At 41.5% G+C, this 15,718-nt stretch carries 16 protein-coding genes; 12 read left to right on the top strand and 4 right to left on the bottom strand.

From position 1 onward, the window contains the following. Positions 1-5: 5 nt before the first annotated feature. The 4 genes from IAE45_RS05540 to IAE45_RS05525 all read left to right on the top strand — a co-directional run bounded on the left by IAE45_RS05540 (position 6) and on the right by IAE45_RS05525 (position 3,913). Complete coding sequence (locus IAE45_RS05540; RefSeq protein WP_233618968.1) at positions 6-1,292, top strand: ABC transporter substrate-binding protein; 1,287 nt, start codon at positions 6-8, stop codon at positions 1,290-1,292. 70 nt (positions 1,293-1,362) lie between these two features. Further along, a complete protein-coding gene (locus tag IAE45_RS05535) occupies positions 1,363-2,280 on the top strand; it encodes a carbohydrate ABC transporter permease (RefSeq protein WP_233618967.1) in 918 nt (305 codons plus the stop codon). Further along, complete coding sequence (locus IAE45_RS05530) at positions 2,281-3,150, top strand: carbohydrate ABC transporter permease (RefSeq protein ID WP_016619769.1); 870 nt, start codon at positions 2,281-2,283, stop codon at positions 3,148-3,150. A 64-nt stretch (positions 3,151-3,214) separates the two neighbouring features. Further along, positions 3,215-3,913, top strand: a complete 699-nt coding sequence (locus IAE45_RS05525; protein ID WP_200125326.1) for a DUF624 domain-containing protein — start codon at positions 3,215-3,217, stop codon at positions 3,911-3,913. Positions 3,914-4,016: 103 nt separating this feature from the next. On the opposite strand, the gene IAE45_RS05520 is transcribed toward IAE45_RS05525, so the two are convergent. The 3 genes from IAE45_RS05520 to IAE45_RS05510 are packed head-to-tail and all read right to left on the bottom strand — an operon-like array spanning position 4,017 to position 5,920. Further along, positions 4,017-4,853, bottom strand: a complete 837-nt coding sequence (locus tag IAE45_RS05520) for a histidinol-phosphatase HisJ family protein (protein WP_081117504.1) — start codon at positions 4,851-4,853, stop codon at positions 4,017-4,019. A gap of 19 nt (positions 4,854-4,872) precedes the next feature. Beyond that, positions 4,873-5,514 carry a sugar O-acetyltransferase gene (locus tag IAE45_RS05515; protein WP_086291897.1) on the bottom strand — a complete coding sequence of 214 codons (642 nt, stop codon included), beginning with the start codon at positions 5,512-5,514 and terminating at the stop codon, positions 4,873-4,875. A 13-nt stretch (positions 5,515-5,527) separates the two neighbouring features. After that, positions 5,528-5,920, bottom strand: a complete 393-nt coding sequence (locus tag IAE45_RS05510) for a VOC family protein (RefSeq protein WP_016619764.1) — start codon at positions 5,918-5,920, stop codon at positions 5,528-5,530. 170 nt (positions 5,921-6,090) lie between these two features. On the opposite strand from IAE45_RS05510, the gene IAE45_RS05505 reads away from it, so the two are divergent. Further along, the gene (locus IAE45_RS05505; RefSeq protein ID WP_200125324.1) at positions 6,091-7,071 is read left to right on the top strand and encodes an ROK family protein; all 981 of its coding nucleotides are present in this window, start codon (positions 6,091-6,093) and stop codon (positions 7,069-7,071) included. Between the two features lie 87 nt (positions 7,072-7,158). On the opposite strand, the gene rnhC is transcribed toward IAE45_RS05505, so the two are convergent. Beyond that, positions 7,159-8,085, bottom strand: coding sequence for a ribonuclease HIII (gene rnhC, locus IAE45_RS05500; RefSeq protein WP_086291899.1), 927 nt, complete (start codon positions 8,083-8,085; stop codon positions 7,159-7,161). A gap of 216 nt (positions 8,086-8,301) precedes the next feature. Here rnhC and zapA point away from each other — a divergent pair, with 216 nt between their 5' ends. The 7 genes from zapA to IAE45_RS05465 all read left to right on the top strand — a co-directional run bounded on the left by zapA (position 8,302) and on the right by IAE45_RS05465 (position 15,702). Further along, on the top strand, positions 8,302-8,742 hold the full coding sequence (gene zapA, locus IAE45_RS05495) for a cell division protein ZapA (RefSeq protein WP_005228634.1): 441 nt from the start codon (positions 8,302-8,304) through the stop codon (positions 8,740-8,742). Between the two features lie 23 nt (positions 8,743-8,765). Next, positions 8,766-9,320 carry a CvpA family protein gene (locus IAE45_RS05490; protein ID WP_005234314.1) on the top strand — a complete coding sequence of 185 codons (555 nt, stop codon included), beginning with the start codon at positions 8,766-8,768 and terminating at the stop codon, positions 9,318-9,320. Between the two features lie 78 nt (positions 9,321-9,398). Further along, a complete protein-coding gene (locus IAE45_RS05485; RefSeq protein WP_194195078.1) occupies positions 9,399-11,762 on the top strand; it encodes an endonuclease MutS2 in 2,364 nt (787 codons plus the stop codon). A gap of 96 nt (positions 11,763-11,858) precedes the next feature. After that, complete coding sequence (gene trxA, locus IAE45_RS05480) at positions 11,859-12,173, top strand: thioredoxin (RefSeq protein ID WP_005228645.1); 315 nt, start codon at positions 11,859-11,861, stop codon at positions 12,171-12,173. Between the two features lie 179 nt (positions 12,174-12,352). Then, positions 12,353-14,587 carry a L,D-transpeptidase gene (locus IAE45_RS05475; RefSeq protein WP_200125323.1) on the top strand — a complete coding sequence of 745 codons (2,235 nt, stop codon included), beginning with the start codon at positions 12,353-12,355 and terminating at the stop codon, positions 14,585-14,587. Positions 14,588-14,708: 121 nt separating this feature from the next. Next, entirely contained in the window at positions 14,709-15,035 is a 327-nt protein-coding gene (locus IAE45_RS05470) for a PadR family transcriptional regulator (RefSeq protein ID WP_077451805.1), read from the top strand. Beyond that, on the top strand, positions 15,022-15,702 hold the full coding sequence (locus tag IAE45_RS05465; protein ID WP_200125321.1) for a DUF2812 domain-containing protein: 681 nt from the start codon (positions 15,022-15,024) through the stop codon (positions 15,700-15,702). The genes IAE45_RS05470 and IAE45_RS05465 overlap by 14 nt, the downstream gene beginning before the upstream one ends. Positions 15,703-15,718: the final 16 nt, after the last annotated feature.

Raw genomic sequence — 15,718 nt, 5'->3', positions numbered from 1 at the left:
TGGCTATGAACTTTGGGAAAATTGCTAAAACATCTTTATTGGCGTCTTCAGTAGTCTTATTTGCTGCTTGTGGGCAAGAAAACAACAATAATGATTCGGATGGAGAAATCACGACGATCCAGTTTTATACGTGGGGAGGTGAAGGTGACCTTCCCATCTATGAGCCACGCATCAAAGCCTTTGAGGAAGCGAATCCTGACATAAAAGTAGACTTCGTTCAAGTGCCAAGTGATTATGACACCAAACTGCAAACAATGTATGCCGGAAATGAAGCACCTGACGTTGTCCAAGTGGCAGAAAATGGGCAAAACTTTGCTTCTAAGGGATTATTTATTGATCTTTCAGAATATATTGCGGAATCATCGATTGACGTAGAAAGCAATTGGGGGGATGCAATGACCCAATATACCTATGATGGCCAACCATTTGGTTTGCCGGATAGAGGGGGCCCGGAAATTCTTTACTACAATAAAGACTTATTTGATGAAGCAGGGATCGAATACCCGACAAATGATTGGACGATTGAAGAATACACAGCTGCTGCCGAAAAATTAACAAAAATAGAAAACGGCGAAACGGTTCAGTATGGTGCTAGTGGAATGGATTGGGTGCCAAACTGGGGAGTATTTATCAAGTCCAATGGTGGTTCCCTTGTGGAAAATAATGAGGTTGTGATCAATTCTCCCGAAAACTTAGAAGTTCTTACTTGGTTTAATAATCTATACCAAGACGGTTATGTTGGCACATATGAATTTTATGAATCTGTTGCGCAGTCTGGTGCGGATTCAATGTTCTCACAAGGTAGAATTGGTATGTTGACGACAGGATTTTGGAATATTGGCAACTTCACACAACTGGATGATTTAAATTTTGATATTGCACCGATGCCTTTCTTCAATGAAAAAGTTACATGGCCCTTCGGAAGTGCCTTAGCGATTTCTAAGCAATCGACCAAACAAGATGCCGCCTTTCGATTCATTGAATATATGACGAGCGAAGAAGCACAAAAAATTCTTGGTGAAAGTTTAGTGGATTCTCCTGCCAATATCAAAGTATTGAACTCTGAAGAATTTACCAATAGACAAGTAAATGGGAAAGATCTTCGCTTGGACGTCGTAGGAATCTCGACAGAACGTGTTGTGATCGATGGTATTTTCGAAGGTCCTTACTACGGAGAACTGACCGGTGAGTTCAGTAATCAAGTAAAAGAAATGCTCCTTGGCCGTTTAACACCAGAAGAAGCACTTGAGAAAATGCAAGAATCTGGCGAAAAAATCATGGAACAATATTAATTCAGAAAAAGGATAGCTTAGGGAAGAAAAATTTTCTTCCTTAAGCACCTTAGTTAAGGAGGGTTTCCTATTGGATAGTTCAGCGACACAACTTCAACTAAATCAAAAAAAGCGTAAGCGGACTCAGTCCCGCTGGTTTTTTGCCTTTGTTTCACCTTGGATCATTGGGTTTGTTTGTTTTACCATTGGACCAATGATTTTTTCGATCATCATGAGTTTTACTGATTGGGATATGTTTTCGGAATTTAATTTTATCGGATTTGATAACTATCTGCGTCTTTTTAAGGATGATATTTTTTTAAAAGCTTTAGCAAATACGTTTCAATATACCTTGATCAGTGTTCCAATCAATTTGTTACTTTCATTAGGTATGGCTTATTTATTGAGCTTTCATTTGAAAGGGATGCGTGTTTTTCGTACCATCTATTACTTACCCTCCATTGTACCAATCGTTGCGAGCACGATGCTGTTTACCCGTTTGCTTTCTTCCAAAGGACTAGTCAACCAGGCACTAGCCTTATTTGGTATCGACGGACCAGTTTGGCTGTTGAGTAAGGACCATGTGCTTTGGAGCTTCGTATTCCTTTCTCTATGGGGTGTCGGTGGAACAATGATTTTGATGTTGTCTGCTATCAATAGTGTGGGGGAAGAAATGTATGAATCGGCACTTCTTGATGGTGCATCCAGATTCAGGATGTTTATTAGTATAACCATTCCCCAAATTTCGCCGATTTTATTTTTCAACCTGATTACCGGAGTCATTGGCTCCCTTCAAACCTTTACTCAAGTATATATGATGACCGGTGGTGGGCCTGATTATGCCAGCGAAATGATTGTTCCGTACCTTTATCGAAATGCCTTTTCATTTTATCGGATGGGCTATGCTTCGGCAATGGCTTGGGAGTTGTTTATGATCGTGATGGTCTTATCCTTAATCGTGCTGAAGAGCTCAAGCTTATGGGTATTTTATGAAGAGGAGGTGAAGTAAGTGTTAGATAAAAATCTATCCAAAGTATCTAAATTATTGATCTATCTGACCTTGATTTTGTTTGCGGGAATTTTGATCATTCCATTCGTTTATATGATTTCGATTGCACTAGCTTCGCCGGAGTCAAATATCAAAGAACAGTTCACTTTACTGCCGATGGAATTCTATTTGTCCAATTTCACCAATTTGTTTAGAGATTCCTTTTCAGGAGAGCGACCAATCTTGTTGTGGTTTTTCAACACGATGCTGATCGTCGTTCTTAGCATTGTTGGACAAATTATTTCTTCGACACTGGTTGCTTTTGGCTTTGCCCGAATGAAGTATAAACATAAAAATAAATTGTTTCTATTGGTATTAGGAACAATGATGTTACCAGGTCAAATCACCTTGATTCCTGTGTTTTTGATTTTTAGAAACTTAGGTCTTTATAACACTCTTTGGCCACTGATCATCCCGCAATTCTTTGGCTCTGCCTATAATATCTTTTTTACTCGCCAATTTATTACGGCGATTCCGGGAAACTTATTTGAAGCGGCAGAAATGGATGGTTTAGGACCATTTAGATCCTTTACCAAAATAGTCTTACCTTTGATCAAACCAGCGATGGCTGCCATTGCTATTTTTACCTTTAACTTTGCTTGGAGCGACATCATGGGTCCTTTGATCTATGTATCAGATACGAGCAAAATGACCTTAGCTTTAGGCGCACAATCTATGTCCGCCACCTCCAATCCAGCGGGTACCGTCAATATGTCGATGTTAATGGTAATGTCATTGCTGCTGACACTTCCACAGATCGTTATCTATTTCTTAGGACAAAAATATTTGTTCCAAATCAATTTGGGGATTGGCAATAGCGGGACAAAATAAGTTGAAGAGCTTATGAAAAAAACTGACGATCGCATATAGAAAATAGAGTTACAAGGAGCGACAGATGGAAAAAAATATTCGACAACCGGAGATCAATCAAAAAGATAGCTACAAACTGTTTCATCATCTATCTTATTTAAATTATATTATCTATACTTTTCTAGGGACGCTGCTGTTTTGGTTGTTCAATTTACCCCTTCTTTTTTTATTGCTAACAATGGAAATCAAACTTAGCACCTTACCATTGTTTCTCCTGTCCTTCTTGCCAGTAGCACCAGCTTTTACAGCGTTACTCATCTATTTGAAAGAAGCAAAGGAGAAAGATGGTACCCCAAAAGTATTTTTATTGGCCTATCGCAGGAAATTTAAGCATAGTCTGCTAGGGTGTCTTCCTGTTTTAGTCGTTATTGGGTTATGTAGTGCAAATTTATTGTTACTGAGGGTCACGATCCAAATCACTGAATTGAAATGGCTAAATCTGTTTCTGCTGATCGTCGCCTTGACGTTTGCGATCAACTATTTTTTAGTGGTCGCAACGGCACCGTCTCTTTCAATCAAGGAAGCTCTTTTGCTTAATCTCCAATTATTTATTTTGAAATCCAGCCGATATATGTTAAGTTTTATGATCATCATTAGTAGTTGGCTGCTGTTAGCCTTGGTTCCAATTTATCTGGCATTATTTGGCGTAGGGCTGATTGCCATCTTATTATTACTGAACTTTGCGCCAGTCATGGAGTTTGCGCGAAAGCATTCGGTTCGTTGAGCAACAAAAAATCACCTGATCATGGAGCAACCTCGAACAGTTAGACCAAAACTCTAACGAGTCGAGGTTGCTTCAGTATGCGTTTTATCAGGTGATTTTTAGGTTAAGCAAAACGATGAAAAATCGGCTGCATCTGTTCAAACGTACAGAGTTCAGTAAATCCTAATGATCGTAAAAGATCTTGTCCCTCTTTGATTTGAAACCCGAGCTGCTCTGGTTTATGACTATCGCTGCCGATGGTTAGCACGCTTCCCCCCAAGTCACGATAAAGCTTGAGGATCTCGATCGATGGCGTATACCCATTGATTCCGTAACGGTGGGAAGAGGTATTCAGTTCAATGCCTTTGCCATCTTTGATCACGACTTTCAAGATCTCTGCGATTTGTTCTTTCGTTTGTTTAAAAGCGTCCTTCTCTTTATCTAAATAACGACGAATCAAATCCATATGGGCTAAGACGGAATACTCTTTATATGTCGTGACTAGTTGATACATTTCATCATAATAGCGCTCGTAGCATTCCTGTTGGCTGCGTCCTTTTTGAAATTCTCCGGTCCAAAATTCTTGATCGTCTACCTGATGAACGGAAAGTAAAATGAAATCAAAGGGATGCGAATGATAAAGACGGGTAAATTGTGGGATCGTGTGCATTTGCATCCCAAATTCCAGCCCAGTTTTTAGCTTGATTTGGTCACTGTATGTTTCCTTTAAGCGTGCCAGTTCGTTAAAATACAAGTCGTAGTAGACATTTTTTACGACTTTATTGGCTCCGACGAGGTACGTATCCGTCGCTTGCCAGTCTTCTTTGACCCCATAATCCACATGATCGGTAAAGCAGATTTCTGCTAAGCCTAGTTTAATGGCGTCTTTGACTACATCTTCCATCAAATACCAAGAATCATCGCTGTAATCACTATGAACGTGATAGTCTGTAAAAATCATGGCGTCTCCTTTTGTTTCGTCATTTTTGCTGCTTCTGCCAGTCTGCTCGTTTTTGATGATAGAGCTGGGCGGCAGTCTCCCAATGCTCTTTGTCAGTCGGCTGAATCTCACGGATCACACGGGCTGGATTGCCACCGACGATCGTATTCGGCGGCACATCTTTTGTGACGACGGAACCAGCAGCGACGATGGCATGTTTGCCGATCGTGACACCTGGTAAAATCGTACTATTACCCCCGATCCAAACGTAATCTTCGACGGTGATCGGTAGGCCAAATTCCAAATCTTGACTGCGGATCACAGAATCGATTGGATGGCCGGCAGTATAGAAGCTGACCCGTGGTCCCACCATCACATGATCACCAATCAGAATCTTATTGACATCTAAAAAAATGCAATCCATATTGGCATAAAAGTGATCACCAATCTCAACATGGCGACCATAATCAACAAAAAGGGGGGGCTGGACAAAGCAATGCTGCCCAAATTTGCCAAAGAGTACTTTTTCTTTGGCGATGATTCCTTCTCGGTCATCGACTGGTAAATGGTTGATTTCCTGGGCCCGTTTTTTTCCCTCCGCTGAACCATTCTCAGGGAGAATGCCAGCAGCTTGATACAATTGACCAGCCAACATCGCTTGATAATCAAAGTCTTCTTTCATTGCAAAATCCTTTCTAAGACGGTAAATCGTCGGTGGTTAATTCAATCAAATTGCCCTCGGGGTCTTGGACAACTGCTTCATAATAGCCATCGCCTGTTGTACGAGGACCATTTAAAAGAGGGTAGCCATCTTCAACAAACCGTTGAGCGTATCGATCGACGTCAGCTTGATCACCAACTGCTATCGCAAGGTGAGTGTAGCCTAAGCTTTCACTGACACGAGGGCTTAAAAATTTCTTGGTCGTTAATTCTAACCGACTTCCAGAATCAAAGGTCAAAAAATAGGACTGAAAGCCTGTTTTCGGATTATGGTATTTTGGGTTGCTGACCGCCTGAAAGTAGGTTTCATAAAATGTCCTCATTTTTTCCAAATCATTGACATATAGTGCGATGTGTTCAATTTTCATTATCGACAACTCCTTTAATAAGCAACATGCGTCGTTCTTTCTTCGTTCCTTTTTGAACTTAGTAAACTTTGTTTAATAAGTTACTTCTATTATACCTTTGTTAACAAAATTAATAAAGGTATATTCCCAGCTTTTTATCTGTTAAAATAGGAGCGTTGAGGGGGAGAAAAATGAAAGCTTATCAGCCAACGACCATTAAATTACATAATCAGGCAGTTTTGCTGAATTTGCTAAAGCAGCAGCAAGCGCCTATGACCAAGCGCCAACTGGCAGATGCCTCTCAATTAAGCGTGGTAACGATCAACAAGTTGCTTCCTGAATTGATTGAAAAGCAACTACTTTTGACGACGGATCAACCGCAACGAACGGGAGGACGTCAAGCTGCGGCTTACCAGTACAATGCACAACGGACACTGTTGTTGATCATTCAGTTTATCGAAGAAGACCAGCAGATCGTGATTCGTTTTTCAGTTGTTGATCTCGTGGGGAACATTTTGCATCATGAGCAGTCAGCAGAGGGCCGATTGCCGCAGTTCTTGCAAGTGATTCGTCAGATAAAACAGGAATACCCGAAAATCGGCTTGGCAGTCGTGGGGATTCCGGGTGTGGAAATTGCTGGAAGACTGAAGATCATGGATGCTCCGGCATTTAAGGACATGGCGTTAGGGGAATTGATTGAAAAAGAGATCGCTGTAAAAGCGCTTATTGAGAATGACGTGAATGCTGCGGTATTTCATTTCAAAGAAGAGAAAAAAATCGTGGCTGGCATTTATTTTCCGAAAAATTATCCGCCAGGTGCGGGACTGGTCATCGACCAACAGCTCTTTAAAGGAGCCAACCATTTAAGTGGCGAAATCAAGCATTTGCCGCATCTCTACACGGCTTCTTACCCGTTGGCAAAAGAGGCGATCCCAGAACAAGTGACTGCCACACTTCAAGCGATCGTGGCAGTGACGGACCCGCATCAAGTCATTTTGTTTTTACCCTCTGAGTGGCAGGCGCTCGTGTCGCGCTCCTTTTTGGAAAAGCAGCTGGCAGCAGTGTTTCAGTATGGCGTCTTGCCAAAATTACACTTTTCCGATCGGTTTTCAGAAAATTATTTAGCTGGGTTGATCACGATGGGAATCGAAGCAGCTGGCTTAGGGCTTTGATTCGCAGCATTCAACTGGTATTGAGGACAAAAACTGCCACCGCTTCCTTTATCAGAAGCAGGGCAGTTTTTTTGAAAATACGAGAACTCACAGCTTAGCAAGTTTCTGTGCTTTTTCGGTATTCGCAAAATGCAGTTTGGCATATTTGCTCAATAGTGCTATGCCACCTTGTTGTAGTAATTTTGCGGCAACTTGGTCAGCAGCTGCGTGGGCGCCAGAAGGCAAACGCATACCGACTTCTTTGGAGGCTGCCTCTAATTCATCCAAAAAGACTGTACGGCATAAAATAGAGGCTGCCGCTACTGCTAGATGATATTGTTCACCTTTCGTTGCAAAATAGAGCTTTTCGGTGACCGCTGCTTGTTCCGACTTTAAATAGGTGCGATAATTTTTTTCGCTTGTGAACTGATCGATCAAAATGGCATCTGGTGTCTCAGGAGCAATTTTTTGCAAAAGCAAACGAATGGCTTGATTATGCAAAGCAACTTTCATTCGGACCGTGTTGTATTTTGGTTGGATCTCGTTGTATTTGCTGGGCGTGACAGTGAGCAATTGGTAAGGAACCAATTCTTTGATTTTCGGCGCCATCTTACGGATCTCTGGATCTGTCAGCATTTTTGAGTCCTTGACACCTAAGGCTTTCAGCTGTGGTAATTGCTCTTTTTTGGCATAGACGGCACAGACCACCAAAGGACCGAAATAACTGCCGTTGCCGACCTCGTCACTGCCGACGACGCTTTTTTCGCTAAATCCTGCTGGCAACGCAGTGGTTGAAACAGGCGCTTTTTTCTTATCCGGTACAGCACTAGCCGTGTCGCCCCATAAGGAAGCTTCTTTTTCAGCAGTCGCTCCTTGAAACATGACTTTTCCAGACGTATAAGCAGTGATCGTCGTTGGCCCTTTTTTGGCGACAAACACTGTATAAGGAACTTTCTTCGCCAGCAATTCTCGTTGATAAAATTGCTGCATTTTTTGGATAGTTGAAGTTGGTACTTTGATAACGATCGTACTCATTTGATTCCTCCTGATTTTTTGTCTTTTTTTAGGTAGACAAAAGGATACTTTAAGATTTTACCATACTTCTTATTCTTTTTTACTAAGACGATCAGCAAACAAACGATTGGCATGGAAATTCATAAGAAAATCACGTATAATAGTTAAGAGTTTGCGACACATGTTCAATAAGTGATAGAATAGAGCAGAATGTAAGCAATGGGAGGAAATATTCCTATGACGGAGCAAAAGAAACGCTATAAAGCAGTTATCGCGAATCAAAGTTACACGATTATTGGACGCGAAAGCAAAGAACACATGGATATGGTGACAAGATTGGTCAATGACCAACTGCTTGAGATCATGCAATTGTCGCCACAAACCGATCAAGAACAAGCGTCGATCTTATTAGCGATCAACGCTGTTTCCGACCAGCTGAAAAAACAAGAACAGCTGTTGGTCCTACAAAAAAAAGTGGACGAATTGCGGGGACAAGCCATTAAAGCAACGGAGCTTGAGAATCGTATCAAGCGGATCGAAGCGATCGAATCCGAAGCACGGAAAGTTCTCGATGAGACAGGTCGCAGTGATGTGGAGATCCATAATCATGTGGAAGCACAACAGATCTTAAATGAACAAAGGAAACGAAAAATTCAAGAAAAGACAGCCCATGGGTAGTGCGGCGTAGAAAGGATTCCTAAATGATTGGATTATTTGTCTTGGTTTTGTTGTTGGCAGCCTTTTATGGCGGCGCGCGGCGCGGAACCAGTTTACAATTGGTCTCAGTTTTGGGCTATTTGATCTCTTTTTTCTTTGCAGTTGCGAATTACCAAGAAATTGCGAAAAAAATTGAGCTCTATGTTCCTTATATGTCAGTAACGGCGGATTCAAAGTTAAAATACTACGATATGGAACTGGCTTTAGATTTAGACAAAGCCTATTATGCGGCCATCGCTTTTGTGATGGTACTCTTTGCTGGTTGGCTGATCACCAAACTATTAGTGATTTTTGCAGACAGTTTGCGTTACAAACGCCTACGTTTTTTAGGCGGCTATGACTGGGCAGTTGCGGGTGTTTTGAATGTCATCTTGATGTATATCAATTTGTATATGTTTTTCATGATTCTCTCAATGATCCCGTTTGCCACGATTCAAAATCTGTTTGAAACGAGCGGAACTGCGAATTTCATCGTTGATCGGTCACCGATTCTCTCAGATTACTTCTATCGATTGTGGATCACAGATGTGATTGGGTAAAAAGCAGGCAGATGGTTGCAGAGCCATTCTGCCTTTTTCTTAGGAACAAAAAGTTAAAACAAAGCAGGTGAGAAAAGAATGAATACTAAGATCCTTGATGTTTTAGGATTTGAACAAGTAAAGAGTCAAATCGGTCAGTATATCGTAACAGCCCAAGGAAAAGAAGCCTTAGCAAAGCTTGTGCCATCAAGTGATGCGCAAGTTATTTCCTCTTGGCTAGCAGAAACAGAAGACGCGATCAAGATCCAGCGTTTAAGAGGCGGAATCCCTGTACCAAAAATTGAGAATATTCGTCCCCAAATGAAACGGATCGAAATCGGCGCAGATTTAAACGGCGTTGAATTGGCACAAGTTGCCCGCGTCTTATCAACCACGCAAGAATTGAAACGCTTTTTTGCTGATTTGTCTGAAAGTGAGATTGAATTTTCCCGCTTGTATCACTGGGAAGAACAGTTGGTGTCTTTGCCAACCTTGAATCGTCGCTTGAAAGAAGCTATCGATGAGGATGGCCGAGTCACAGACGATGCCTCTCCAGCACTACGGGGAATTCGCCAATCGATCCGACGAGCAGAACGGACGATTCGCGAGACATTGGATGGCATCGTCCGAGGTGGCAATGCAAAGTATCTAAGTGATACGATCGTAACCATGCGAAATGAGCGTTATGTGATTCCAGTCAAACAAGAATACCGAGGTGTTTTTGGCGGCGTGGTTCACGACCAAAGTTCCTCTGGTCAAACCTTGTTTATCGAACCAAAACAAGTAGTGGAACAAAATAACCGTTTGCGTCAACATCAAATTGCGGAACGGGACGAAATCACTCGTATTTTAGCAGAATTATCAGCAGAGTTAGCCCCATATCAAAGAGAGATTCTCCATAATGCGTATGTGATCGGGATCATGGATTTCATGAATGCCAAGGCTCGCTTTGGGAAAGAGATGAAGGCGGTCGTACCAGCGATCAATCAAGATAACCATGTCTTTTTTAAACAAGCACGTCACCCATTGATCGATCAAGAAAAAGTCGTTCCTAACGATATTACGATTGGAAAAGACTATCAAGCTGTTGTCATTACTGGGCCGAATACCGGTGGGAAAACCATCACCTTAAAAACATTAGGGCTGTTGCAGATCATGGGCCAAGCCGGCTTACCAATTCTGGCAGAAGAAGAAAGCCAAATGGGGGTCTTCAATGAAATTTTTGCGGACATTGGTGATGAACAATCCATTGAGCAAAGCCTATCGACCTTTTCTTCACATATGACAACGATCGTTGATGTGTTGAAAAAAGTCGACGAAACAAGTCTGGTGCTTTTTGATGAACTAGGTGCTGGGACCGATCCTCAAGAAGGGGCGGCACTAGCGATTGCGATTTTGGACGAACTTGGGGCTAAGTCGGCTTATGTCATGGCGACGACCCATTATCCAGAATTGAAAGTTTATGGCTATAACCGATCCAATACGATCAACGCCTCTATGGAATTTGATGTTGATACCTTAAGTCCAACCTATCGCTTGTTGATCGGGGTTCCAGGACGAAGCAATGCGTTTGAGATTTCGAAAAGACTTGGCTTGCCAGATACCATCATTGACCAAGCCAAAGAGATCATGGATGGAGAAAGTCAAGATCTGAATGAAATGATCGCTGATTTGGAAAATCGACGCAAAATGACGGAAACGGAGTATCTGGAAGTTCGTCATCATGTAAAAGAAGCAGCCCGCTTGCACCAAGAGCTAGAAGCAGCCTATAGTTATTTCTTTGAAGAACGCGAAAAAGAATTGGCGAAAGCTCGGCAAAAAGCCAATCAGATCGTTGAAGAAGCCAAAGAGGAATCTGAAAAAATCATTGCTGATATTCGTAAAATGCAATTAGCCGGCGGTCAAACGAAGGTCAAAGAACACGAACTGATCGATGCGCGCACCAAGCTATCAGGACTGCAGCAAGAAGAACATCTGCAAAAAAACAAGGTTCTGCAAAAAGCCAAAGCAGCCAAGACGCTGAAAGAAGGAGACGAGGTACTCGTAACTTCTTATGGGCAGCGCGGGGTACTGTTGAAAAAAGCCGGTAAAAATCAGTGGCAAGTCCAAATCGGCATTCTGAAAATGAATTTGCCAGAAACAGATCTCCAACCAGCAGCGCCAGTGAAGGAGCCTACACAGCGTATCGTTAATACGATTCGTTCTGCTGACAGCAGTCCAGTGGTCAATCAGTTGGATTTACGCGGCAAGCGGTACGAAGAAGCCCTCAATGAAGTGGATCAGTATTTGGATGCAGCAATTTTGGCAGGTTATCCGCAGGTGACGATCGTTCACGGTAAAGGAACCGGCGCATTGCGTCAAGGGATCACTGACTACCTAAAAAACCATCGCTCGGTGAAAAGTTTTGAATTTGCCCCAGCAAATCAAGGAGGCAATGGAGCGACCATTGTGAAGTTTAACTAAACGTTAAGAACCCTTACCTTTTGTAAGCAGACGATTTTAAAAAACTTCCGATACGTGGTATACTTTTTTTAGTTTTAAAAATGGAGGGGAAGTACGATGGCAAAAGAAATTACCGATAAAACTTTTTCAGAAGAAACAGATAAAGGCTTAGTCCTTATTGATTTTTGGGCAACTTGGTGTGGCCCTTGTCGTATGCAAGCACCGATCTTGGAACAATTAGCGAATGAATATGAGGAAGACGAATTGAAGATCGTGAAAATGGATGTGGATGAAAATCCTGAAACACCTGCTTCATTCGGAATCATGTCTATCCCAACTTTGTTGTTGAAAAAAGACGGACAAGTGGTTGATAAAGCAATTGGGGTTCATACAAAAGATCAATTGAAAGCTTTAGTTGCAGAACATATGTAATAGAAGAAATGTTTTTTAAGCAATAGCCGAAAGTGGCTATTGCTTTTTTTATTTTGGGGACGTTTTTTTCAAATTTTCTTTTAGGCAGTGGTATACTTAAAGTGGGGAGTGGCACTAAAAAAAATCTCGTTCATATAGTAAGAAAGTGATACCAAAATAGGATTAAAGGGGGAATAAAAATGAAAAAGTTAAAACGCGGGTTATTTCAAGGCGTTGCGATTGTTGGGGTACTGATCGCACCCATTGTAGGAACGATCACACAAGTTTATGCAGCAAATGACGGGGATTCGACAACAGCTTCTTTCGCTGCGCAAGAGACGACGTCAGAAAGTTTCTCAGAAGAAAGCGCAGCATCATCTCAAGAGGCCAGCACTGAGAGTGTAGAGTCAAGTACGGCAACAGAGTCCTCATCAACGTCTACCTCTTCATCAGAAACAACGTCAAGTACTAGCACGGCTACGACTGAGACTAGTCAGACCGAGACCACACAAGATTCATCTACTCAATCGACGGAAGAATCTTCTGAAGAACCAGATGTTGCGAAAATCGATGTTAAGAAAGTAGAAGATAATGACCAATATGTAAAAATCAAGTCGATCGCCGCAACGGATCCAGAAACACAAAAAATCCTTTACCGATTAGAAAATGGTCAGTTGATCGAACAAGGAACGATCGATGAATTAGCTGGCAGGGTATATCGTAGTGTCAAACAGTATCAAGGTACCGACAAGCAGACCTATCTTGAAATTCGCGACGATCAAAAGGTTGTCGGTGTCGTAGCAGAAGCAGCAGTGAAAGTTGCCAGCGGAACCTTCAAAACCGAGAAGAAATATGCAACCATCACAAGTGCGAAAGAACCGCTTTGGCAAGATGTGTTTTTAGATAAAAAAACGAGCACCTCTTCAAGCATTAATGGTCAAACCTTTGAAATCAAAGAAGTATTCACGACGAATAATAAAGTGACCTATTACGCATTGTATTCAAATAAAAATGTTCTCATCGGTTGGATAAAAGCCGCCGGTGTTAAGCTAGCGACTTCACCCGGGGGTGCATGGCAATCTGAATCAAAATATGCCACAATCATCAGCGGAAATTATACGCTATGGCAAAATTTTAATTGGACAGCGAAGAAAGGAACGACAGCCGCTTTAAATGGCAAAACAGTCAAAGTTACTGGGAAATATCGTCACTTGAATGGGTCGACGTACTATTCCCTTTATACAAATAACAATAAATGGTTGGGCTATATCAATGCCTCGGGTGTTAAGTTAACGACGGATGCACAAGGCGCCTATCAATCCTACGGAAAATATGTGACATTGACCAAGAAAAATTACACGATTTGGGGAAATTTCCGTTGGTCGAGTAAGAAAAACACTACCACGAAATTAGCGGGAAAAACCTATCTTGCAAAAGGAAGATATAACCACATCAATGGCGGTGTCTACTTGTCCCTTTATGATGCTAACGGAAAATGGATTGGCTACTTAAATGCCGATGCAGCAACGGTCGCCAACAATCAAGGTGGTACTTGGCAAAGCGAAAAACGCACAGTCCGCCTTAAAAGCAAGAATTATACCTTATGGCAAGATTTAGCTTTTACGAAGAAAAAAGGCAGTAGCGCAAATTACATGAATAAGAATATCCAAGTTACTGGGAAATATCAACATTTCAACGGCTCCACCTACTACTCACTCTATCTCAACAACAAATGGCTGGGCTACATCAATGCAAGCGGAGTGACCAATGCCCATACGATCACTTCTCAAAGCAACATTAGCCGCTATGTGGTCGTTAAGAATGGAGATGGCAATTTCTTTGAAAAAGCCGATCCAAATAGTACGAAACTTGGGAAAAAGAGTGCTTACAAAGGCTATATGGCACAAGCGACTAAACTAGCAAAAACAAGTGATGGCAATTACTTGTATCTCGTTTCGCCAGCTGGTCGAATCGGTTGGGTCAAGGAAAATCAAACCACAAATGTAAATAGCAATTTTTGGATGTATACTACAGGAGGGAAATATCCTTCATTAAACGTTCAAAACTTAAACATTGAAGTATCCATCAGCAAACAGCGGGTTTATATCAAATCAGGGAATAAAGTGATTTATACGATGCTTTGCTCGACCGGTGCCTTTAATACACCAACACCTTTAGGGAATTTCCGCATTCAAGCAGAAAAAGGCTTAGCTTTTTCAGGGGCTGCCTACTACCGTTCCTTTAAAGACCATGGGGTCTATTTATTCCATACGATTCCAACGAGTATCGCTTGGTCCACCAATGCTTTTAGTTCCGTTGAAGGACGAAAATTAGGCACTCGGGCTTCTCATGGCTGTATTCGATTAGCAGTGCCGGATGCCAAATGGTTTTACTATAACATGCCTTATAATACGCCTGTCAAAATTGCTAATTGATGATCAAAAGTCGTTTCCGTCAACGGAGACGGCTTTTATTTTCCAAAAAAAAAGATTGACGCTGGCTATATCATTCGATAATATATCATTAAGTGATATAGGTGATGGATGGAGGAATCTAATGGATGAGGCATTGACAGATTCGACCTATTTGATTTTATTAGCGCTTTTAAAGCCAAAACATGGGTATCTCATCATGAAACAGATTGATGACCTAAGCCAAGGAACATTTGAGATTGGCCCCGCAACGATGTATACGATTTTGAAAAAGCTTACGAAAAAGGGGTGGATCGATTTAGAAGAAAGCGTTGATCGAAAAAAAATCTATCAGATTACATTAGAAGGAAGACAAATTCTGGAAAAAGATATTCAGCGACGCAAATTGTTTTATCAAATCGGAGAACAAGTCTTCGAAGCGTTAGGAGGTGATCAAGATGGGCATCAATAAGAAATATCTTCTTTCTCTTGGAGTCGCCTACTATCCAGAAAAGGAAATGGTTCGTCTGCAAAAACAAGCGTCACTAGGCTGGCATTTTGTAAAGATGAATCGTTTAGGTTTTTTGAAGTTTATCAAAGGAAAACCAGAAGTGACCAAATATGCAGTGGACTTTTTCGAAGGGGAACCATCTGAGATCGTTGACTACTTAGCGATGTACCAAGCTGGGGGCTGGACCTACATTAGCAATTATAAAGATCGGTATTTTTATTTTAAAGCGTCACTAGATACACCGGCGATTTTCAGTGATCAAGAAAGCTATCAAGAACGGATTGATAACGAGACACGATATTTGATGAAAAAATCGATTCTGTTTTCGGTAATCAGTCTCGCAATACTAGCAGCAATATATTTTATTGCTAGTTATTTCAATATTCGTACAAATCCGTTTAAATCTTTCGGACTAGGAGTACTCACTGGCCTTGTGTTTATTCCGATTGGTATCGGGGTAACCACGATCATTATGAAATTCTTATATAAAAATCGAGCAAGTTATTACAATGAACCAGAGAAACTGGCGAAGCGACAACGGGTAATTCGTGATACAGTCATTTTGATGTTTGTCGGAGCAATCATTGGTGCCGTTATCGGCTTTTTCTTTAGTGATATATTTTATTAGACAGGGAAGGTGAGCA

This window comes from Enterococcus sp. S53 (assembly GCF_016516865.1).
Taxonomy (GTDB): domain Bacteria; phylum Bacillota; class Bacilli; order Lactobacillales; family Enterococcaceae; genus Enterococcus_D; species Enterococcus_D innesii.
Note: the sequence above shows the minus strand (reverse complement) of the source record. Positions and strands in the feature narration are given on the sequence as shown.

Coding starts and splice junctions, on each gene's coding strand:
- IAE45_RS05540 (WP_233618968.1), top strand. CDS start 6: ATGAACTTTGGGAAAATTGCTAAAACATCTTTATTGGCGTCTTCAGTA.
- IAE45_RS05525 (WP_200125326.1), top strand. CDS start 3,215: ATGGAAAAAAATATTCGACAACCGGAGATCAATCAAAAAGATAGCTAC.
- IAE45_RS05520 (WP_081117504.1), bottom strand. CDS start 4,853: ATGATTTTTACAGACTATCACGTTCATAGTGATTACAGCGATGATTCT.
- IAE45_RS05515 (WP_086291897.1), bottom strand. CDS start 5,514: ATGAAAGAAGACTTTGATTATCAAGCGATGTTGGCTGGTCAATTGTAT.
- IAE45_RS05510 (WP_016619764.1), bottom strand. CDS start 5,920: ATGAAAATTGAACACATCGCACTATATGTCAATGATTTGGAAAAAATG.
- IAE45_RS05505 (WP_200125324.1), top strand. CDS start 6,091: ATGAAAGCTTATCAGCCAACGACCATTAAATTACATAATCAGGCAGTT.
- rnhC (WP_086291899.1), bottom strand. CDS start 8,085: ATGAGTACGATCGTTATCAAAGTACCAACTTCAACTATCCAAAAAATG.
- zapA (WP_005228634.1), top strand. CDS start 8,302: ATGACGGAGCAAAAGAAACGCTATAAAGCAGTTATCGCGAATCAAAGT.
- IAE45_RS05490 (WP_005234314.1), top strand. CDS start 8,766: ATGATTGGATTATTTGTCTTGGTTTTGTTGTTGGCAGCCTTTTATGGC.
- IAE45_RS05485 (WP_194195078.1), top strand. CDS start 9,399: ATGAATACTAAGATCCTTGATGTTTTAGGATTTGAACAAGTAAAGAGT.
- trxA (WP_005228645.1), top strand. CDS start 11,859: ATGGCAAAAGAAATTACCGATAAAACTTTTTCAGAAGAAACAGATAAA.
- IAE45_RS05475 (WP_200125323.1), top strand. CDS start 12,353: ATGAAAAAGTTAAAACGCGGGTTATTTCAAGGCGTTGCGATTGTTGGG.
- IAE45_RS05470 (WP_077451805.1), top strand. CDS start 14,709: ATGGATGAGGCATTGACAGATTCGACCTATTTGATTTTATTAGCGCTT.
- IAE45_RS05465 (WP_200125321.1), top strand. CDS start 15,022: ATGGGCATCAATAAGAAATATCTTCTTTCTCTTGGAGTCGCCTACTAT.